This is a genomic window from Terrabacter sp. AAH1 (genome assembly GCF_054456855.1).
Genome location: NZ_JBTJJV010000001.1, coordinates 788465 through 807516, shown reverse-complemented (window position 1 = coordinate 807516; position 19052 = coordinate 788465). Strand labels below are relative to the sequence as shown.

At 70.2% G+C, this 19052-nt stretch carries 18 protein-coding genes; 14 read left to right on the top strand and 4 right to left on the bottom strand.

Annotated elements, in window-relative coordinates:
- Positions 1-27 precede the first annotated feature (27 nt).
- The 5 genes from ACXR8F_RS03770 to ACXR8F_RS03750 all read left to right on the top strand — a co-directional run bounded on the left by ACXR8F_RS03770 (position 28) and on the right by ACXR8F_RS03750 (position 3789).
- Positions 28-825, top strand: a complete 798-nt coding sequence (locus tag ACXR8F_RS03770) for an SDR family oxidoreductase (RefSeq protein WP_458798837.1) — start codon at positions 28-30, stop codon at positions 823-825.
- On the top strand, positions 822-1337 hold the full coding sequence (gene ispF, locus ACXR8F_RS03765) for a 2-C-methyl-D-erythritol 2,4-cyclodiphosphate synthase (RefSeq protein WP_458798779.1): 516 nt from the start codon (positions 822-824) through the stop codon (positions 1335-1337). The genes ACXR8F_RS03770 and ispF overlap by 4 nt, the downstream gene beginning before the upstream one ends.
- A 71-nt stretch (positions 1338-1408) precedes the next feature.
- On the top strand, positions 1409-1774 hold the full coding sequence (locus ACXR8F_RS03760) for a hypothetical protein (RefSeq protein WP_458798778.1): 366 nt from the start codon (positions 1409-1411) through the stop codon (positions 1772-1774).
- 270 nt (positions 1775-2044) lie between these two features.
- Positions 2045-3127, top strand: a complete 1083-nt coding sequence (locus ACXR8F_RS03755) for an S-(hydroxymethyl)mycothiol dehydrogenase (RefSeq protein WP_458798777.1) — start codon at positions 2045-2047, stop codon at positions 3125-3127.
- The gene (locus tag ACXR8F_RS03750; RefSeq protein ID WP_458798776.1) at positions 3124-3789 is read left to right on the top strand and encodes an MBL fold metallo-hydrolase; all 666 of its coding nucleotides are present in this window, start codon (positions 3124-3126) and stop codon (positions 3787-3789) included. The genes ACXR8F_RS03755 and ACXR8F_RS03750 overlap by 4 nt, the downstream gene beginning before the upstream one ends.
- Before the next feature lie 5 nt (positions 3790-3794).
- Here the strand turns inward: ACXR8F_RS03750 and ACXR8F_RS03745 are convergent, their stop codons facing one another.
- Positions 3795-4544 carry a hypothetical protein gene (locus ACXR8F_RS03745; protein WP_045190919.1) on the bottom strand — a complete coding sequence of 250 codons (750 nt, stop codon included), beginning with the start codon at positions 4542-4544 and terminating at the stop codon, positions 3795-3797.
- A gap of 118 nt (positions 4545-4662) precedes the next feature.
- Between ACXR8F_RS03745 and cysS the strand changes: the two genes are divergently transcribed.
- The 4 genes from cysS to ACXR8F_RS03725 all read left to right on the top strand — a co-directional run bounded on the left by cysS (position 4663) and on the right by ACXR8F_RS03725 (position 8668).
- Entirely contained in the window at positions 4663-6153 is a 1491-nt protein-coding gene (gene cysS, locus ACXR8F_RS03740; RefSeq protein ID WP_045190918.1) for a cysteine--tRNA ligase, read from the top strand.
- Between the two features lies 1 nt (position 6154).
- Positions 6155-7123, top strand: a complete 969-nt coding sequence (gene rlmB / locus ACXR8F_RS03735) for a 23S rRNA (guanosine(2251)-2'-O)-methyltransferase RlmB (RefSeq protein WP_045190917.1) — start codon at positions 6155-6157, stop codon at positions 7121-7123.
- A 190-nt stretch (positions 7124-7313) separates the two neighbouring features.
- Entirely contained in the window at positions 7314-8165 is an 852-nt protein-coding gene (locus ACXR8F_RS03730; protein WP_045190916.1) for a DUF929 family protein, read from the top strand.
- Positions 8166-8170: 5 nt separating this feature from the next.
- Positions 8171-8668 carry a vitamin K epoxide reductase family protein gene (locus tag ACXR8F_RS03725; RefSeq protein WP_458798775.1) on the top strand — a complete coding sequence of 166 codons (498 nt, stop codon included), beginning with the start codon at positions 8171-8173 and terminating at the stop codon, positions 8666-8668.
- 9 nt (positions 8669-8677) lie between these two features.
- On the opposite strand, the gene ACXR8F_RS03720 is transcribed toward ACXR8F_RS03725, so the two are convergent.
- From ACXR8F_RS03720 to ACXR8F_RS03710, 3 genes are all read right to left on the bottom strand, one after another.
- The gene (locus ACXR8F_RS03720) at positions 8678-9922 is read right to left on the bottom strand and encodes a DUF4032 domain-containing protein (RefSeq protein WP_458798774.1); all 1245 of its coding nucleotides are present in this window, start codon (positions 9920-9922) and stop codon (positions 8678-8680) included.
- Positions 9919-10578 carry a Pr6Pr family membrane protein gene (locus ACXR8F_RS03715; protein WP_458798773.1) on the bottom strand — a complete coding sequence of 220 codons (660 nt, stop codon included), beginning with the start codon at positions 10576-10578 and terminating at the stop codon, positions 9919-9921. Before ACXR8F_RS03715 ends, ACXR8F_RS03720 begins: the two co-directional genes overlap by 4 nt.
- 137 nt (positions 10579-10715) lie before the next feature.
- A complete protein-coding gene (locus tag ACXR8F_RS03710) occupies positions 10716-11819 on the bottom strand; it encodes an ABC transporter ATP-binding protein (protein ID WP_045190913.1) in 1104 nt (367 codons plus the stop codon).
- Positions 11820-12124: 305 nt separating this feature from the next.
- Between ACXR8F_RS03710 and ACXR8F_RS03705 the strand changes: the two genes are divergently transcribed.
- The 5 genes from ACXR8F_RS03705 to ACXR8F_RS03685 all read left to right on the top strand — a co-directional run bounded on the left by ACXR8F_RS03705 (position 12125) and on the right by ACXR8F_RS03685 (position 19026).
- Positions 12125-13450 (top strand): sugar ABC transporter substrate-binding protein, encoded by a 1326-nt coding sequence (locus tag ACXR8F_RS03705; protein WP_458798772.1) that lies wholly within the window; start codon positions 12125-12127, stop codon positions 13448-13450.
- 192 nt (positions 13451-13642) lie between these two features.
- Positions 13643-15184: an ABC transporter permease subunit gene (locus ACXR8F_RS03700; protein WP_458798771.1), complete on the top strand. Its 1542-nt coding sequence runs from the start codon at positions 13643-13645 to the stop codon at positions 15182-15184.
- Complete coding sequence (locus ACXR8F_RS03695) at positions 15184-16128, top strand: sugar ABC transporter permease (RefSeq protein WP_458798770.1); 945 nt, start codon at positions 15184-15186, stop codon at positions 16126-16128. Before ACXR8F_RS03700 ends, ACXR8F_RS03695 begins: the two co-directional genes overlap by 1 nt.
- Positions 16125-18011, top strand: coding sequence for a glycoside hydrolase family 13 protein (locus ACXR8F_RS03690; protein ID WP_458798769.1), 1887 nt, complete (start codon positions 16125-16127; stop codon positions 18009-18011). The genes ACXR8F_RS03695 and ACXR8F_RS03690 overlap by 4 nt, the downstream gene beginning before the upstream one ends.
- 1 nt (position 18012) lies before the next feature.
- A complete protein-coding gene (locus ACXR8F_RS03685) occupies positions 18013-19026 on the top strand; it encodes a LacI family DNA-binding transcriptional regulator (RefSeq protein ID WP_458798768.1) in 1014 nt (337 codons plus the stop codon).
- The last annotated feature ends 26 nt before the right edge of the window (positions 19027-19052 follow it).

The window sequence follows — 19052 nt, the reverse complement described above, 5'->3', positions numbered from 1 at the left end:
CAGATGACCGAGCAGATGACCGAGCAGATGACCGAGCAGACGGCTGACCAGTCCCGACCCCTCGCCCTCGTCACCGGTGGCGGCACCGGCATCGGCGCGGCCATCGCGCGCCGCCTTGCCGGTGACGGCTTCGAGGTCGTCGTCGCCGGCCGCCGGCGCGAGAAGCTCGACGAGGTCGTCGCCGCCGTCGAGGGCGCAGGCGGACACGCGCGGGCCGTCGTCATGGACGTCACCGACGCGGCATCCGTCGAGAGCGCCGTCGCGGGCCTCGGCCGCTGCGACGTGCTCGTCAACAATGCCGGCGGCGCCCTCGGCGTGAACCGCGTCGAGGACGGCGACCCCGACGAGTGGGAGCGCATGTACGCCAGCAACGTCGTCGGGACGATGCGTGTCACGCAGGCCGTACTGCCGCTGCTACGGCGGTCGGCTCGCGCCACGATCGTCGACATCAGCTCGATCGCAGGCGAGCGCGTCTACGAGGGCGGAGCCGGCTACGTCGCGGCCAAGCACGGCACGTCGGTGGTCTCCGAGACCCTCCGGCTCGAGCTCAACGGCGAGAACATCCGCGTCATCGACATCCGCCCCGGAATGGTGCGCACCGAGGAGTTCTCCCTCACCCGGCTGCACGGCGACCGGGCCGCTGCCGACAAGGTCTACGAGGGCGTCGACCGGCCCCTCGTCGCCGACGACGTGGCCGAGTGCGTCGGCTTCGTCGTGGGGCTGCCGCAGCACGTCAACATCGACACCATGGTGATCAAGCCGGTCGCCCAGGCCGCGCCGCACAAGGTGCACCGCGGGCCCATCGACTGGAAGCAGGACCGATGACCACGCTGCCGCGCGTCGGCGTCGGGGTGGACGTCCACGCGTACGCCCCGGAGGGTTCCGACCGCGAGCTGTGGGTGGCCGGGCTGCACTGGCCGGGCGAGCGTGGCCTCGACGGCCACTCCGACGCAGACGTCGCCGCGCACGCAGCGTGCGACGCGATCTTCTCCGCCGCGGCGATCGGTGACCTCGGCGCCCACTTCGGCACCGCCCGGCCCGAGCTCGCAGGCGCGTCCGGAGTGACGCTGCTCGCCGAGGGGGCCCGGCTCGTGCGGGAGGCCGGCTACGAGATCGGCAACATCGCCGTGCAGGTCGTCGGCAACAGGCCGAAGATCGGCACGCGTCGGGGTGAGGCCGAGGCCGCGCTGTCGGAGGCCGCCGGCGCCCCGGTGTCGGTGAGCGGCACCACTACCGACGGCCTGGGGCTCACCGGCAGAGGCGAGGGGGTCGCGGCGATCGCGACCGCCCTCGTCGTCGCCGTGGACCAGGCGTCCTCGACGACGGGCGGCGCTTGACGGCGGCCGCGGCGGGTACGCCCACGGTGTAGGGCGACGCATCGGCGCGTGGCCCGCCGAGGAGGTCCGGCATGCAAGTCAGCACCATCATCTGGATCGTCGTGGCGATCGTCGTCGTTCTCGCCGTCATCGGCTTCGTCGCCGCTCGCGGCCGGGGCCACCGAGTCGAGGCGCAGCGCGAACGGGCCGCCGACATCCGCGAGCAGGCCCGCGAACACGACCAAGAGCTGCGCGAGCAAGAGGCCGCCGCCACCGAGGCCCAAGCCCGGTCGCAGATGGCCCGCGCCCAGGCACAGCGTGCCCAGGTCGAGGCCGAGCGGCTGGAGGCCGAGGCGCGCGACCGGAGCGGTGGCGCAGAGAAGGTGCGTCGGGAGCGAGACGAGCGGCTGCGTGAGGCCGACAGGGACGACCCGACGCGCGAGGACCTCGGTCGCTGACCCAAGACGAAGGGAACTGAGCACTCGACTCACGCAGACAGTCGAGTGCTCAGTTCCTCGCACGCCGAGCACGTCGGAAACCGAGCACTCGACTCGGGGGGAAGACTCGGTGTTCATCGACAAGGAGCGACATGAGCCAGCTCGGCTCCTCCACGGCACGCCGGCGCAGCAACTGAGCACTCGAGGCTGCACTCGGCGACCGCTCGACGGGACCGTCTCGGCGTTTGGCAGGATCGAACGGACCGTACCGACGAGGCAGAAGGAGCCGTCATGCCGCAGACCGTCAAGGGTGTCATCAGCCGGGCCAAGGGGGCCGACGTCGAGGTCGTCGACGTCGTCGTGCCCGACCCGGGGCCCGGTGAGGCCGTCGTCGCGATCAAGACGTGCGGCGTGTGCCACACCGACCTGCACTACCGCGAGGGCGGCATCAACGACGACTACCCGTTCCTGCTCGGCCACGAGGCTGCCGGCACGGTCGAGGCCGTGGGCGAGGGCGTCACCGAGGTGGCGCCCGGGGACTTCGTCATCCTCAACTGGCGCGCCGTCTGCGGCCAGTGCCGCGCGTGCGCCAAGGGCAAGCCCTGGTACTGCTTCGACACCCACAACGCGAAGCAGAAGATGACGCTGACCGACGGCACCGAGCTCACGCCAGCACTCGGCATCGGCGCGTTCATCGAGAAGACCCTGGTGGCGGCGGGCCAGTGCACGAAGGTGCCCGAGGCCGACGCGGCCGCCGTGGGCCTGCTCGGCTGCGGTGTCATGGCCGGCTTCGGCGCGGCCGTCAACACCGGCGGCGTGACCCGCGGCGACTCGGTCGCCGTCATCGGCTGCGGTGGGGTCGGCAACGCCGCCGTCGCGGGGGCGCAGCTGGCCGGCGCGACGACGATCATCGCCGTCGACATCGACGACCGGAAGCTCGAGCAGGCCAGGCACTTCGGTGCCACGCACACCGTCAACAGCGCGACCACCGACCCGGTCGAGGCGATCCGGGGGCTCACGGGCGGCAACGGCGCCGACGTCGTCGTCGAGGCGGTCGGGCGTCCCGAGACGTACGAGCAGGCGTTCTACGCCCGCGACCTCGCCGGCACCGTCGTGCTCGTCGGCGTGCCGACCCCCGACAAGCAGGTGACGCTCCCGATGATCGAGATCTTCGGCCGCGGCGGCGCGCTGAAGTCGAGCTGGTACGGCGACTGCCTCCCGAGCCGCGACTTCCCGATGCTCGTCGAGCTCTACAAGCAGGGCCGGTTCGACCTCGACGCGTTCGTCACCGAGCGCATCGGCCTCGGCGACATCGAGGCCGCGTTCGACAAGATGCACGCCGGCGAAGTGCTGCGATCGGTGGTCGAGCTGTGACGACGGCCGCAGACATCCAGCCCTCGGCGGGAGGCGTGCGCCTCGACCACACGACGACGTCGGGCACCTTCAGCCTCGACGGCGGCACGTGGGACGTCGAGAACAACGTGTGGGTGGTCGGTGACGAGGAGACCTGCGTCGTCGTCGACGCCCCGCACGACGCCGCCCCCATCCTCGGGCTCGTCGGCGACCGGCGCCTGACGCACGTGCTGCTGACCCACGCGCACGACGACCACGTCACCGTCGTTCCCCAGCTGCTCGCGGCCCACCCCGGCGCGCAGGTCGCTCTGCACCCGGACGACCGCGTGCTGTGGGGCCAGAGCCACCCGGACCTCGAGCCGACGCAGGACCTCGCGGACGGCGACGTCATCACGGTCGGCGACGTCGAGCTGCGGGTGCTCCACACGCCGGGTCACGCCCCGGGCGCCTGCTGCTTCCACGCTCCGGCGCTCGGCGTCGTGTTCACCGGCGACACCCTCTTCCAGGGCGGGCCGGGCGCGACGGGGCGGTCGTACTCCGACTTCCCGACGATCGTCGACTCGATCCGCGACCGGCTGCTGAGCCTGCCACCCGAGACCGTGGTGCTGACCGGCCACGGCGACTCGACGACGATCGGCGCCGAGCAGCCCGACCTCGACGAGTGGGTCCGCCGGGGCCACTGACCCGGTCAGGTGTGAGGGGTCTCGCGCAGGAGGCTGATCTTCTGCCAGATCTTGCGGCTCATCCCGGTCGTGAGGTTCTCGATCTCGCTCACCGTGTCGAGCACGAGGGCGTCGGTGGACTCCTCGGCGCACAGGGCGGCCGCCTTCGAGGTCAGCGACAGCAGCTCCGAGCAGTACTCGAGGTAGAGGCCGTAGTCGCGGGCCGACATCGTGCGCGGGCTGACCCGCTCGGGGGCGGCAGGCTCCGCAGGCACCGAGCGGCCGAGCACGGGCGCGGGGTCCTTGCTCATCTGGTGCATGTCGATGATGTGCGCGAGCGACCGCAGCCGGTGCAGCCGCCGGATGAGGTCGTTGCGCACCACCCGGTCGGCGAGCGAGAGCAGGAACCAGATGGCGATGCCGGCGAAGACGAGGTCGTTGATGAGGCTCTCGAGCACGGGCAGCCACTCGAACGCGGCCAGCTTGCCGACCCGCGTCAGGGCGTCGCGCACGGCCGTCACCACGGCGACGACCGACACGGCCGCGACGACGAGGATGAGCGCGCGGGCGACGAGCACGAGTGCGGCCCGCTGCCGGGGTGCGCTCAGCGACCGCTCCTGCAGTCCGTCGACGACCTTGCCGAGCTCGTCGGTCGCCGCGCGCAGCCCGGGGTGGCGCGGCAGGTAGGTGTCGATGCGCTCGCCGAGGTAGGTAATGACGGCCCGCACCTCTGCGCCGTCGAGCCGCTCGTAGCTCGTGAGCCGCGGTTCCGCCATGGCGCGAGCGTAGCCGCGGGGACGCGCGAGGAGGCCGAGAGCGTCTGCCGGCCGGACGGCATACGTGCTCGGGTGCGCGTGGTCGGGTGCGACGTCGTGCGCCGATAGACTTCGGCGGGTGACCCTACGACTGTTCGACACCGCAACCCGGGAGCTGCGCGAGTTCACGCCGCGCGAGGCGGGCAAGGTCGGCATGTACATCTGTGGTCTCACGACGCAGGGTGCGCCGCACATCGGGCACATCCGGTTCGCCGTCGCGTTCGACGTGCTGCGCCGCTGGCTCGAGACGGGTCACGGCTACGACGTGACGCTCGTGCGCAACGTCACCGACATCGACGACAAGGTGCTGCGCAAGGCGGCCGAGGCGGGCGAGGACTGGTTCGCCCTGACCTACCGCAACGAGCGCCTCACCGCGCAGGCGCTCGACGCCCTCGGCGTCGAGCCGGCCACCTACGAGCCGCGCGCCACCGGGCACGTGCCCGACATGGTCACGCTGATGGAGACGCTCATCGAGAAGGGGCACGCGTATGCCGCCCCCGACGGCAGCGGCGACGTCTACTTCGACGTGCGCTCGTGGCCCGAGTACGGCTCGCTCACGGGCCAGTCCATCGACGACATGGCGAGCGCCGACGACGCCGACCCGCGCGGCAAGCGCGACCCGCGCGACTTCGCGCTCTGGAAGGGCCGCAAGGCCGACGAGCCCGAGAGCGCCTCGTGGCCGACGCCGTTCGGCACGGGCCGCCCGGGCTGGCACCTCGAGTGCTCGGCGATGGCCCGGCGCTGGCTCGGCGACGAGTTCGACATCCACGGTGGTGGCATCGACCTGCGGTTCCCGCACCACGAGAACGAGCTGGCGCAGTCGCGCGCGGCCGGCCTCGGCTTCGCCCGCTACTGGCTCCACAACGCCTGGGTGACGGTCAAGGGCCAGAAGATGGGCAAGTCGCTCGGCAACGCGCTCGAGGTGCGCCACCTGCTCGAGGACACGCGCCCGATCGTGCTGCGCTACTACCTCACGGCCGCGCACTACCGCTCGATGATCGAGTACCACCCCGGCTCGCTCGACGAGGCGTCGGCCGCGGTCGACCGCATCGAGGGCTTCCTCGAGCGGGCGTCGCGGCGGGGCGCCATCGTGCCGCTCGACGTGGCGGCGCTGCCCGAGGCCTTCGTCGCCTCGATGGACGACGACCTCGGCGTCAGTGGGGCGCTCGCCGTCGTGCACGACACGGTGCGGGCCGGCAACACGGCGCTCGACGAGGACGACGACGAGGCGGCACTCGAGGCCGCGGCCGCCGTCGTGGCGATGACCGACGTGCTCGGCGTCAACCCGCTCGCGGCCCACTGGGGCTCGGGCGACGCGCGCGAGGAGGCTGCCGTCGAGCTCGCGCTCGAGGCGCTCGTCCGCGCCCAGCTCGATGCCCGCCAGGTCGCCCGGCAGGAGCGCGACTTCGAGCGCGCCGACGAGATCCGCGACCAGCTGACCGCGGTCGGCATCGAGATCACCGACACCCAGTCGGGGGCCCAGTGGTCGCTCGCGCGCCCGACGAGGGCCGCGGCCGACGCCACCGACTCCACGAACGCGGCCCTCGGGGCCGAGAAGGCACAGGGCTGACATGCCAGGCAACTCCCAGCGGCGCGGCGCCATCCGGAAGGGCGGCAAGGGCGCGACCGTCGGTTCCGGCGGCCAGCGTCGTCGCGGCCTCGAGGGCAAGGGGCCCACGCCGAAGGCCGCCGACCGCGAGTACCACCCGGCGCACAAGCGCGCGAAGGCCGTGGCCAAGCGTCAGGGTGGCCCGGGCGGCGGGTCCTCCCGCGGACCGGCCCGACCGCAGCGACGCACCAAGGGCTCGAGCGAGATCGTCGCCGGGCGCAACTCGGTGGTCGAGGCCCTGCGCGCCGACATCCCCGTGTCGACGATGTACGTCGCGGGCCGCATCGACTCCGACGACCGCGTGCGCGAGGCTCTCAAGATCGCGACCGAGCGGGGCCTGCCGATCCTCGAGACCCCGCGCGGCGAGCTCGACCGGCTCACCGACGGCGCCGTGCACCAGGGCCTCGCCCTGCAGGTGCCGCCCTACGACTACGCGCACCCGAGCGACCTCATCGACCCCGAGATGCCCGGCATTCCGCTCGTCGTGGCGCTCGACGGCATCACCGACCCGCGCAACCTCGGCGCGATCATCCGCTCCGTCGCGGCCTTCGGCGGCCACGGCGTCGTCGTGCCCGAGCGCCGCTCGGTCGGCATGACCGCTTCGGCGTGGAAGACGTCGGCCGGTGCTGCCGCGCGCGTGCCGGTCGCCAAGGCGAGCAACCTCAACCGTGCCCTCGAGGAGTTCAAGAAGGCCGGCTTCTTCATCCTCGGCCTCGACATGGACGGGGACGTCGAGCTGCCCGACCTGACCCTGGCCTCCGAGCCGCTCGTCATCGTCACCGGCTCCGAGGGCAAGGGTCTCTCGCGCCTCGTCAGCGAGACCTGCGACCAGATCGTCTCGATCCCGATGAGCTCGGCGGTCGAGTCGCTGAACGCCGGCATCGCCACGGGCGTCACCCTCTACGAGATCGCCCGCCAGCGTCGCGGCTGACGTATGCCGTCCGGCGACCGGACGGCATACGTGCTGGGCCGCGCGGTGGTCCGGGTGTGACCGGTGACTCCCGGGAACTCCGCCGAACCGCCCGACGCTGGTCAGGGGGACCTCGCTAGAGTTGGCGGTGTCAACTACAGCGCGTAGTACAAGTGCCGGGACGGCAGCAGACAGACGGAGGACGGAACCCGTGGCGAAGAGCAACCGCGCAGAGACGGCGGCCCGGGCAGCGCAGCTGCGCGCCGAGGCCGCCCGCAAGGACCGCCAGCGCACGCAGGTCATCGCGGCGGTCGTCGCGGTGGTGGTCGTCGTCATCGCCGTCGTCGTCGGCATCACGATCGCGAACCGTCCCGCGCCGGCGCCTGCGGCCTCGGGTGGGGCGGCCGCCCTGCAGAAGCTCGAGACCCTGCCGGCCACGCTCCTCGACTCCGCCCCGGCGCCCTCCCCGTCGCAGGCACCCGCCAAGCTCAACGGCGGCACGCCGCTCAAGGACGGCGCCAAGACCAAGGTGCTCTACGTCGGCGCCGAGTTCTGCCCGTTCTGCGCGATGGAGCGCTGGGCCATGATCGGTGCGCTCTCGCGCTTCGGCAGCTTCACCGGGCTCACCGACACGACGAGCTCGAGCAGCGACGTGCACCCCGACACCCCCACGTTCTCCTTCAAGGACGCGAAGTACACCAGCGACTACGTGTCCTTCGACGCGGTCGAGACCCAGGACCGCAACAACAAGCCGCTGCAGACGCTGGAGGGCGAGAACCTCGCGCTCTTCCAGAAGTTCAACCCCGAGGGCGGCATCCCGTGGGTCAGCTACGGCGGCACCCACGCGACGAACGGCGCGACCGTCGACGCGAACGTCTTCGACGGCAAGACCTACGACCAGATCATCGCCGGCATCTCCGACCCGAAGTCCGACGTCGGCAAGACGGTCCTGCCGGCCATCAACATGCTGACGGCCCAGATCTGCGCACAGACCGACAACCAGCCGGCGAACGTCTGCAAGAGCAGCGGCGTGGTCACCGCGTCCGTGCTGCTCAAGCGGTGAGCTCCATGGGCTCCCTTCGCGGTGACGTGACGGGGCAGGTGTCCACCACGGCCGTACGCGTGCGGCCGGTGTGGCTCGCGCCCGTGACCGTGACGCTCAGCGTCCTCGGCCTGCTCGTCTCGGCGTACCTCACCTTCGAGCACTTCACCGCGAACTCGACCCTCGCCTGCAGCATCGGCGGCGTCGTCGACTGCGCCAAGGTGACGAGCTCGCCGTGGAGCACCTTCATGGGTGTGCCGGTCGCGCTGCTGGGGCTCGTCTTCTTCGCCGTCACGCTGTGGCTCTGCCTGCCCGCCACGTGGCGTCGCACGGACGGATGGCTCGACCCGGCACGCCTCGCCTGGCTGACGGTCGGCCTCGGCATGGCGCTCTACCTCGTGTGGGCCGAGCTGTTCCGCATCCACGCCATCTGCCTGTGGTGCACGGTCGTGCACGTGCTGACGTTCGCGCTCTGGGTAGCCGTGCTCTTCGGCCAGATCCTGTCCGGACCCGCCGACGAGTGAGCGGGCGGGTCAGTCGAACCTGCTGATGACCGGCATCTCCTCGGTGTCGACGCCGAGCACCGCCTTCTCCTCCGGCTTGGCGGGCAGCACCGTCGCGAGGTAGTCCTGCAGGGCGTCCTCGATCGGGGTGTCGTGACCGGCCCTCTCGCTCATGTACCAGCGGTGCTCGAGCACCTCGTGGAAGATCTCGGCCGGCTCGAGGCGGGTCTTGAGGTCACGGGGGACCGCCCGCACCACCGGCTCGTAACAGCGCGACAGCCAGTCGTGGGCGACGATCTCCTCGTCCTCTCCCTGGCGGTCGGTCGCGGCGGCGTACGCGTCGAGGTCGTTGAGGAGTCGGCGTGCCTGGTTCTCGCCGACGTCGAGGCCCGTGAGGCGCAGCAGGCGGCGCGAGTGGTGGCCTGCGTCGACGACCTTGGGCGTGATGACGATCTCGGTGCCGCCGATGTCGGTGGTGATCGAGAGCTCGTCGACGTCGAAGCCGAGCTCGTTGAGGCGGCGGATGCGCTCGTCGACACGCCAGCGGTCGCCCACCTCGAAGCGTTCGGTGCCGGTGAGGGCGTCCCAGAGGGTGTGGTAGCGCTCGATGATCGAGGCGGCCACCTCGAACGGGTCGGCAGCCTCCTCGAGGAAGCCGCCCGCGTCGAGGTCCATGAGCTCGCCGGCGATGTTGACCTGGGCGATGTCGAGGTCGTGCTCGCGCTGGCCGTCGGAGAGCCTCGCGTGCAGCTCGCCCGTCTCGGCGTCGACGAGGTAGGCCGCGAACGATCCGGCGTCGCGCCGGAACAGCGTGTTCGAGAGCGACACGTCGCCCCACCAGAACCCTTCGAGGTGCAGGCGCACGAGCAGCAGGGCGAGGGCGTCCATGAGGCGCACCGCCGTGTCGGGTCGGAGGTTCTGGCTGTAGAGCGCGCGGTAGGGCAGGGAGAACTGCAGGTGGCGCGTGATGAGACACGCGTCGAGCGGCTCGCCGTCGGCGGTCGTGCGGCCGTGCACGACGCCGAACGGCTCCACGCTGGGCACGTCGAGCCGGCGCAGGTTGCGCAGCATGGCGTACTCGCGGTCCGCGATGTCGTCCTTGATCTCCTTGACGGCCAGCACCCGTGGCCCGAGCTTCACGAAGCGCACGACGTGGCGGGAGATGCCGCGGGGGAGGGCCGCCAGGTAGCTCTCGGGCCACTCCTCGAGCGGGGTCGACCAGGGCAGGTCGAGCAGGGCGGACTCGGGTCGCGCGGTGGTGATCTCGAGGGTCACACGGTCATCGTGGCACGGTCGCGCGACAGCCGTCGATCTGCCCACAGCGCAAGGGTCCCGAGGGCGAGGAAGAGAACGGCGACGAGGGCGCAGTTGACGAGGGTGCGGCCGAGGCCGATCGCGCCTACGTTGAGGAACGGGTACGGGTACCAGTCGACCAGGGGGCCGAGCGAGAGCGTCGCCGCGAGCCACAGCACCGGCCAGATGAGCGAGGGCAGGACGTCGGCGCGCGTGACGTGCCCGCGCGGTCCGAACGCGACCCATCCGACGAAGGTCAGCGACGGCACGACGATGTGGAGCAGACGGTCGCAGACGAGGTTGGCCGTCGTGTAGGTCGGCGACGGCGGCAGGGCGACGGCCGCGACGATGCCCGTGACGGTGATGCCGATGAGCGAGGCGAGCCGCACGACGCGGGCGACCTGGGTGTCCAGGCGGTCCCGGACGATGAGGAACATCGACACGGCGACGAGGATGTTGGACTGGATGGTGAAGTAGCTGAAGTAGCGGCGCACCTGCTCGGGGAGGGCGGTCGTCACCGCGCTCGAGTCGAGGATGTTCTCGCCGGTGACGACGAGGTAGAGCTGGAGGACGAGGGCGATGACTGCCACGAGCAGCGTCAGGGTGTGCCAGGCGCGTCCGATCCGCGATGTCGTCACACGCGGAGCCTAGAGCCTCGGCGGGCGCTGTGGCGGAGCCCTGTCCAGCGTTGCGAGACAACGACGCCGGGCCGGCACCCACGAGGGGTGCCGGCCCGGCGGCATACGCGATCTGCATGCGCCAGAGGCGCCTCGGGTCAGTCGCCGACGCGCAGACCCGACTCCGAGTTGAAGACGTGGACGTGACCGGTCTTGGGCTTGAGGTAGATCTTCTCGCCCTTCTCCGGGGGGCGCCGACCGTCGACGCGCGCGATGAACGGCACGGCGCCGGCGTTCTCACCGGTGGCCTCGAGCAGCTTCTGCTCGGTCGAGCCGTAGATGTAGGCGTCGGCGCCGAGCTCCTCGACGACGTCGACCGTGACGGGGATGCCCGACTGGTCGGAGGACAGCTCGAGGTCCTCGGGACGCACGCCGAGCGTCACGTCCTTGCCCACCCCGCCGAGGTCCTCCCGGGAGATCGGCACGGTGTGGCCGTGCAGGTCGACGCCGCCGTCGGTGACGGGCACGTTCATGAGGTTCATGGCCGGCGAGCCGATGAAGCCGGCGACGAAGACGTTGGCCGGGTGGTCGTACATGCGGCGCGGGCTGTCGCACTGCTGGAGGATGCCGTCCTTGAGCACCGCGACGCGGTCACCCATCGTCATGGCCTCGACCTGGTCGTGCGTGACGTAGACCGTCGTGACGCCGAGGCGGCGCTGGAGCGAGGCGATCTGCGTGCGCGTCTGGACGCGGAGCTTGGCGTCGAGGTTGGACAGTGGCTCGTCCATGAGGAACACCTGGGGCGAGCGGACGATCGCGCGGCCCATGGCGACGCGCTGGCGCTGGCCACCGGAGAGCGCCTTCGGCTTGCGGTCGAGGTAGGGGGTGAGATCGAGGATCTTGGCTGCCTCCTCGACGCGCTTGCGGATCTCGGACTTGTCGACGCCGGCGATCTTGAGCGCGAAGCCCATGTTGTCGGCGACGGACATGTGCGGGTAGAGCGCGTAGTTCTGGAACACCATCGCCACGTCGCGGTCCTTGGGGGACAGGTTCGTCACGTCGCGGTCGCCGATGAGGATGCGTCCGCCGTTGACCTCCTCGAGGCCGGCGAGCATGCGCAGGGAGGTGGACTTGCCACACCCGGAGGGACCGACCAGGACGAGGAACTCCCCGTCCGCGATGTCGATGTTGAGCTTGTCGACGGAGGGAACGGGGTTCCCGGGGTACTGCCTCGTCGCGTTGTCGAACGTCACAGTTGCCATGGCTTCATTGCCTTCCTTCACCGGCAGGAACGTGCCGGACGATCCGTTGTAAAGGTGCGCCTGCCCGAGTGAGCAGGCATCGTCATCATGTCCCAAGCGTGGCGGCTTGGCCACCCCCGGTCCGTCTGGCAGTCGAGGTCCCCGGTGCGGCTGCCCCGCGACGACCTTCTTCGCCTGTCCAACGGCTGTGTCCAGAACGTTGCAAAAACTTGCTGCAAGGAGGTTCCGACGTCCTGCAAGTTCTTGCTAAGGTCCGTGGCACAAACCGGTGGCGGCGTGTGCCACCTGGCTTCAAAGGAGAATCCATGCACAAGCGTGCGCTCGGCGCTGCTGCCGTCACGGGTGTTGCCGCCCTGGCCCTCAGCGCCTGCGGTGGGTCCAGCCCCACCACCCCGTCCAACACCGGCGGCGCCGGCACGAGCAAGGCCGCCGCCACCACGACCGGCACCCCGGAGACGCCGAGCGGCACCGCCGCTCCTGTCCGCGACGCGAACGTCGACCTCGTCATCTGGACCGACGCCGACCGCTCGAAGGCCGTGCAGAAGTACGCCGACCAGTTCGCCGCCGAGAACGGCATCACCGTCAAGGTCCAGATCTCCACCGACACCCGCACCCAGTTCAAGGACGCCACGAAGGTCGGCAAGGGCCCCGACGTCATCGTCGGCGCGCACGACTGGCTCGGCGAGCTCGTCCAGAACTCGACCGTCGCCCCGGTCAACCTCTCGGCCGACGTCGCCGGCAAGTTCCTCCCGACCGCCATCGCGGCGACGAAGTTCAACGGCCAGAGCTACGGCGTGCCCTACGCCGTCGAGAACATCGGCCTCATGTACAACAAGGACCTCGTCCCCAACCCGCCGAAGACCATGGACGAGCTCGTCTCCGTCGGCCAGAAGCTGGTCAAGGAGGGCAAGGCCAAGCAGGTCATGTCGCAGTTCGTCTCCAAGGTCGGCAATGCCTACTTCGCCTACCCGTACCTCGCGGCGTTCCCCGACGGCGGCATCTTCGCCACGAAGCCCAACGGCGACTACGACCCGAACAAGCTGCTCGTCAACAGCGCCGGCTCCGTCAAGGGCGGCGAGGCCCTCGCCGCGCTCGGCAAGGAGAAGGTGCTCTCCACCAACGTCGACGACACGAACCAGGACGCACTCTTCGACTCGAAGGCCGCCCCGTTCATGATCAGCGGCCCGTGGAGCGTCGCCAAGGCCAAGGCCGCCGGCATCAACTACGGCATCGCCCCGCTGCCCAGCCTCTCCGGCGGCGGCGCCATGAAGCCGTTCCTCGGCGTCCAGATGTTCTACGTCTCGAGCAAGGCCAAGAACGCCACCCTCGCGCAGGAGTTCGTCACGAACTACATCCCGCGCAAGGACGTCCAGCTCGCGCTCTTCGAGGTCGGCAAGCGTCCGCCGGCCCTCAAGGAGGCCTATGACGAGGTCTCGGCCACCGACCCCGACGTCAAGGCCTGGTACGAGGCCGGCGTCGACGGCAAGCCGATGCCGAACATCCCGGCGATGAACTCGGTCTGGGGCCCCTTCGGCCAGGCGACCGCCGACATCATCTCCGGCAAGGCCGGTGCCAAGGAGCGTCTCGACGCAGCGGCCAAGGAGATCGCGGCCAACATCGCCAAGGGCTGAGCTCCCTTGATCTGAATGGGATTCCGGGGCCCGCTCATGCGGCGGGCCCCGGGGTCCCGGTCGGCCCGGATCGGTCCCGGATCGGTCCCGACCGCCCCCGGAGTCTCTCGAGGTCCTGAGCTCGAGCAGGGTCCACCCCCCTCCGTGCACCTACGGCAACGGCGCCGGCTCGGCGCAAAAGGACGTGTCACCATGACCAAGCCCATCGCGCTCGCGATCAAGTGGGTCCTCATCATCGCGACGCTGGCCGGCATCCTGTGGATCGCCACCAAGCTCGCCGCCGCCGGCAACGTGACGGCCGTCGTCGTCGCCGGCCTGGTGGGGATGGGGATCCTCGCCGTCTACGCGACCCGACGCGCCGTCCCCCTGAAGTACCTCGTGCCGGGCCTCATCTTCATGGCCCTCTTCCAGCTCTTCCCGGTGCTCTACACCGCGAACCTCTCGCTGACGAACTACGGCGACGGCCACCTCAACACCAAGGAGCAGTCGGTCACCGACATCATCGCCCAGTCGGTGCGCGAGGTCCCCAACACGCCGCGCTACAAGATGTCGGTCGCGACCAAGGAGGGCGACAGCGCCGAGACCGGCGACCTCGTCCTGCTGCTGACCAAGCCCGACGGTTCGTCGTTCGTCGGGGACAGCACGGGCCTCAAGCCCCTCGACCCCGCAGGCGTCGAGAAGACGCCGGTCGGCAAGATCACCAAGGCGCCGGGCTACACGATCCTCAACGCGAGGCAGGTCAACGCGCGCAAGGAGCTCCAGAAGCTCGCCGTCCCCACGAGTGACGGCGGCGGCGTGAAGCCGGTCGGGCTCTCGGAGGCCTTCGAGGGCAAGTCGAGCGTGAGCTACGACGCCAAGGCCGACCGCCTCACCGACAGCTCCACGCAGCCGCCGACCGTGTACGAGCCGCGCGACGCCCGCTGGGTCAACGTCGCCGACCCCAGCCAGTCCTTCCCCCAGGGCTGGAAGGAGAACATCGGCCTCTCCAACTACACGCGCATCCTCACCGACGACACGATCCGCGCCGGCTTCATCAAGATCTTCATCTGGAACGTCGTCTTCGCCATCGTCTCGGTGCTCTCGACCTTCCTGCTCGGCATGCTCATCGCGCTGCTCTTCAACGACCCGAGGCTGCGCGGCAAGGGCATCTACCGTTCGCTGCTGATCCTCCCGTACGCGCTGCCCGGCTTCGTCACGGCGCTGGTGTGGAAGGGCATGTTCAACCAGGACTACGGCATCATCAACCAGACCCTCGGGCTCTCCATCGACTGGCTCGGCACCGACTTCGGAGCCAAGGCCGCGATCCTCATCACGAACCTCTGGCTGGGCTTCCCCTACATGTTCATCGTGTGCACCGGTGCGCTGCAGTCCATCCCGCAGGACGTCCGTGAGGCGGCGACCATCGACGGGGCCAACGCCTTCCGCACCCTCAGGTCGATCATCATGCCGCTGCTGCTGGTGGCCGTCGGACCGCTGCTGCTCGCGTCGTTCGCCTTCAACTTCAACAACTTCGGTCTCATCTACCTGCTGACCAAGGGTGGTCCGTTCAACGGCGCCGACACCTCGATCGGGTCGAGCGACCTGCTCATCACGTACGCGTACCGCCTGGCCTTCTCGGGCAGTGCCCCCAACTACGGCTTCGCCGCCGCGGTCTCGGTCGTGATCTTCCTGCTCGTGGCTCTCATGAGCATCCCGGGCTTCCGCCGCACCAAGGCTCTCGAGGAGGTCAACTGATGTCCACCGTCAACGCTCCCGTCCCCACCGACCCACGGCTCGACACTCGCGTCGGGTCCGAGACCGGTAGCAGCACCCCCGCGTCGCCCAAGCGTTCGGGCCTCGGCGGCCGGGTGTGGTGGCGTCACGCCCTGGGGCTGGTGGCCCTCGCGTGGGCGCTCTTCCCGATCCTCTTCATCTGGTCCGCGGCGACGAACCCCAGCGGCACGCTCAACACCGCGAGCCTGTGGCCGTCGGGCTTCTCGACGGCGAACTTCAACACCCTCTTCAGCGACACCTCACGGCCGTTCTGGTCCTGGTACAAGAACTCGATGATCATCTCGTTCGTCGGGGCGATCGGCGCGGTCTTCATCGGCGCCTGCGCGGCGTTCGCCTTCTCGCGCCTGAGGTTCAAGGGCCGTCGCGGCGGCATGATGTTCTTGCTGCTGACGACGTTCTTCCCGGCGCTGCTCGCCATCGTCGCGATGTACATCATCTTCGCCGGCATCGGTGACGCCCTGCCGTCGTTCGGCCTCAACACCCTGACGGGCCTCATCCTCGCCTACCTCGGCGGCGCGCTCGGCGCCAACGTCTGGCTGCTCAAGGGCTACTTCGACACGGTGCCCCGCGAGCTCGACGAGGCGGCCATCGTCGACGGCGCCAGCCACGTGCGCATCTTCTTCACGATGACGCTGCGCCTGGTCATGCCGATCCTCGTCACGGTCTTCATGCTCGTCTTCGTGGGCCTCTACGGCGAGTTCATGCTCGCCAGCGTCTTCCTCACCGACGTCGACACCCAGACGCTCGGTGTCGGCCTCTACGGCATGACGCTCGGCAACAACGCCAACGAGCTGTTCGGTCCGTTCGCGGCCGGCGCCCTGCTCGGCTCGATCCCCGTCATGCTGCTCTACCTGGCCTTCCAGAAGCAGCTCGTCGGCGGTCTCACCACCGGATCCGTCAAGTGAGCCCTGCCCCGACCCGCCGCGCCACGTGGCTGAGCCAGCCGCACCACGACGGGTCGGGGCGGTACGTCTCGAACCTCGCCCCGCGACTGGGTGACCGCGTCGACGTCCTGGTACGCGTGCCCCTCGAGGCCGAGGTCGATGCCGTCCACGTGCGCACGGCACCCGACGGCGAGGCGACGTTCACCGTTGCCAAGAGGGTGCGCACCACGGCGAGCGACGACTGGTGGCGCGCGAGCCTGACGTGCCACAACCCCGTCACCAACTACCGCTTCCTGCTCACCGGGGGCCCGACGAAGTACGCGTGGCTCAACGGGGCCGGCGTGCACCGGCGCGACGTGCCCGACGCCGGAGACTTTCGGCTCGTCGCGCACGACTCGCCGCCGCCGGAGTGGGCGCTGGGGTCGGTCGTCTACCAGATCTTCCCCGACCGCTTCGCGCGCTCGAAGGGTGCCGACCGGCACGAGACGCCCGACTGGGCGATCCCGGCCGAGTGGTCCGACCCGGTCGACATCAGCTCGAAGGGAGTCGCGCACCAGCTCTACGGCGGTGACCTCGACGGCATCACCGAGCACCTCGACCATCTCGAGTCGCTCGGCGTCGACGTCGTCTACATGACGCCGTTCTTCCCGGCGCGCTCCAACCACCGGTACGACGCCTCGTCGTTCGAGCAGATCGACCCGCTGCTCGGCGGCGCACCGGCCCTGCGCCGGCTCACCAAGGCGGCGCACGAGCGCGGCATGAAGGTCATGGGCGACTTCACGACGAACCACACGGGCAACGCCCACGAGTGGTTCCTCGCAGCGGCCGGGCCGGGCGGAAAGAGCAAGCCCGAGCGTGACTACTACATCTGGGAGGACGGAGACTACGTCGCCTGGCTCGGCGTGCCCTCCCTGCCGAAGCTCAACCACCTCAACGCCGCGCTGCGACGCCGCATCTTCGAGGACCCGCAGGGCGTCGTGCGCAAGTGGCTCGGTCGCTCCGGTGGCCTCGACGGGTGGCGCGTCGACGTCGCCAACATGACCGGCCGCTGGCGCGACACCGACGTCAACCACGACGTCGCCCGGCAGATGCGCGACGTCATGGGTCGCGTGGCCCCCGACGCGCTCCTCGTCGGCGAGCACTTCCACGACTACACCGTCGACATGCCCGGCGACGGCTGGCACGGTGTCATGAACTATGCCGGGTTCTGCAAGCCGGCCTGGACGTGGCTGCGGCAGGAGCCGAAGGACCCCCGCTTCCTCGGGGCACCCGTTCCGTTGCCCCTGCTCGACGCCGGTTCGGTCGTCGAGACGATGCGCGACTTCACCTCGCGCATCGCCTGGCAGTCGCTGGTGCACTCCTTCAACCTCGTCGGCTCGCACGACGTGCCCCGCATCCGCACCCTCGTGGGCCCGGACTCCGTCGAGGCCGCAGCCGGCCTGCTCTTCACCTTCCCGTCGATGCCGATGCTGACCTACGGTGACGAGATCGGCATGGAGGGCACCTTCGGCGAGGACGGTCGGCGGCCCATGCCGTGGGACGAGAAGGACTGGGACGCAAAGACGCTCGAGGTCTACCGTGGGCTCATCGCGGCTCGCCAGCGCTCGGTCGCGCTCCGTCGCGGTGGTCTGCGCTGGGTGCACGCCGACGGTGACGCCATGGTCTACCTGCGCGAGACCCTCGACGAGGTCGCGCTCGTCCACGTCGCCCGCGCCGCTCACGAACCCGTCGTCCTGGACGCGCGACACCTCGCCGGAATCGGGTCGGGCACATCGGAATACGGACCCCGGCCGAAGATCGGGAAGCGTGCTGTCACACTGAGCGCCACGGGTCCGGGCGTCAGCATCTGGACGTGGAGACCCGCGGACGACGGGCCGCGTCATGCGCGCCGAAGGGGAAGGTGACGTGAAGGCACGACTGCGGGACATCGCCGACCAGGCGAGCGTGTCAGAGGCCACCGTGTCGCGCGTGCTCAACGGCAAGCCGGGGGTCGCCGAGTCGACCCGGCAGGCGGTGCTGACGGCGCTCGACGTGCTGGGCTACGACCGGCCGAGTCGCTTGCGGCGCAAGAGTGCCGGGCTCGTGGGGCTCATCGTCCCCGAGCTGACGAACCCGATCTTCCCGGCGTTCGCGCAGATCATCGAGAACTCGCTCGCGCAGAACGGCTACACGCCGGTGCTGTGCACCCAGGTCGCGGGCGGCGTGCACGAGGACGACTACGTGCAGATGCTGCTCGAGCGCGGCGTCGCCGGCATCATCTTCATCTCCGGCCTGCACGCCGACACGACGACCGACCCCGACCGCTACATCGCGCTGCGCGACCGCAACCTGCCGCTCGTGCTCGTCAACGGCTTCATCGAGGGGGTGGACGCGCCGTTCATCAGCAACGACGACGTCGCCTCGATGGGTCTCGCGCTGGAGCACCTCGTCAGCCTCGGCCACCGTGAGATCGGCCTGGCCGTCGGGCCCGACCGCTACGTGCCGGTCATCCGCAAGATCACCGGGTTCCGGCACTCGATGCAGGAGCTCACCGGGCGCTCGGACGTCGACGACCTCATCGAGCGTTCGCTCTTCAGCGTCGAGGGCGGTGCCTCCGCTGCCGGTCGGCTGCTCGACCGGGGCGCGACGGCTGTGGTCTGCGGCTCGGACCTCATGGCGCTCGGAGCGATCCGCGAGGCGCGCAAGCGTGGGCTCAACGTGCCGCGCGACTTCTCGGTCGTCGGCTACGACGACTCCACCCTGATCGCCTTCACCGACCCGCCGCTGACGACGGTGCGCCAGAGCGTCAACGCGATGAGCGCCGCCACGGTGCGTGCCCTGCTCGACGAGATCGCCGGGCAGCCCTCCCCGAGAGCGGAGTACGTCTTCCGCCCCGAGCTGGTCGTGCGCGGTTCGACCGGCGCCGTCCGGCGCCACTGAGCGCACGCACCTGACCCGGCCGGCCG

What these genes read in the sequence shown, in the direction of transcription:
- ACXR8F_RS03770 (WP_458798837.1), top strand. Translation starts at nt 28, where the DNA reads ATGACCGAGCAGACGGCTGACCAGTCCCGACCCCTCGCCCTCGTCACC.
- ispF (WP_458798779.1), top strand. Translation starts at nt 822, where the DNA reads ATGACCACGCTGCCGCGCGTCGGCGTCGGGGTGGACGTCCACGCGTAC.
- ACXR8F_RS03760 (WP_458798778.1), top strand. Translation starts at nt 1,409, where the DNA reads ATGCAAGTCAGCACCATCATCTGGATCGTCGTGGCGATCGTCGTCGTT.
- ACXR8F_RS03755 (WP_458798777.1), top strand. Translation starts at nt 2,045, where the DNA reads ATGCCGCAGACCGTCAAGGGTGTCATCAGCCGGGCCAAGGGGGCCGAC.
- ACXR8F_RS03745 (WP_045190919.1), bottom strand. Translation starts at nt 4,544, where the DNA reads ATGGCGGAACCGCGGCTCACGAGCTACGAGCGGCTCGACGGCGCAGAG.
- rlmB (WP_045190917.1), top strand. Translation starts at nt 6,155, where the DNA reads ATGCCAGGCAACTCCCAGCGGCGCGGCGCCATCCGGAAGGGCGGCAAG.
- ACXR8F_RS03725 (WP_458798775.1), top strand. Translation starts at nt 8,171, where the DNA reads ATGGGCTCCCTTCGCGGTGACGTGACGGGGCAGGTGTCCACCACGGCC.
- ACXR8F_RS03710 (WP_045190913.1), bottom strand. Translation starts at nt 11,819, where the DNA reads ATGGCAACTGTGACGTTCGACAACGCGACGAGGCAGTACCCCGGGAAC.
- ACXR8F_RS03705 (WP_458798772.1), top strand. Translation starts at nt 12,125, where the DNA reads ATGCACAAGCGTGCGCTCGGCGCTGCTGCCGTCACGGGTGTTGCCGCC.
- ACXR8F_RS03700 (WP_458798771.1), top strand. Translation starts at nt 13,643, where the DNA reads ATGACCAAGCCCATCGCGCTCGCGATCAAGTGGGTCCTCATCATCGCG.
- ACXR8F_RS03695 (WP_458798770.1), top strand. Translation starts at nt 15,184, where the DNA reads ATGTCCACCGTCAACGCTCCCGTCCCCACCGACCCACGGCTCGACACT.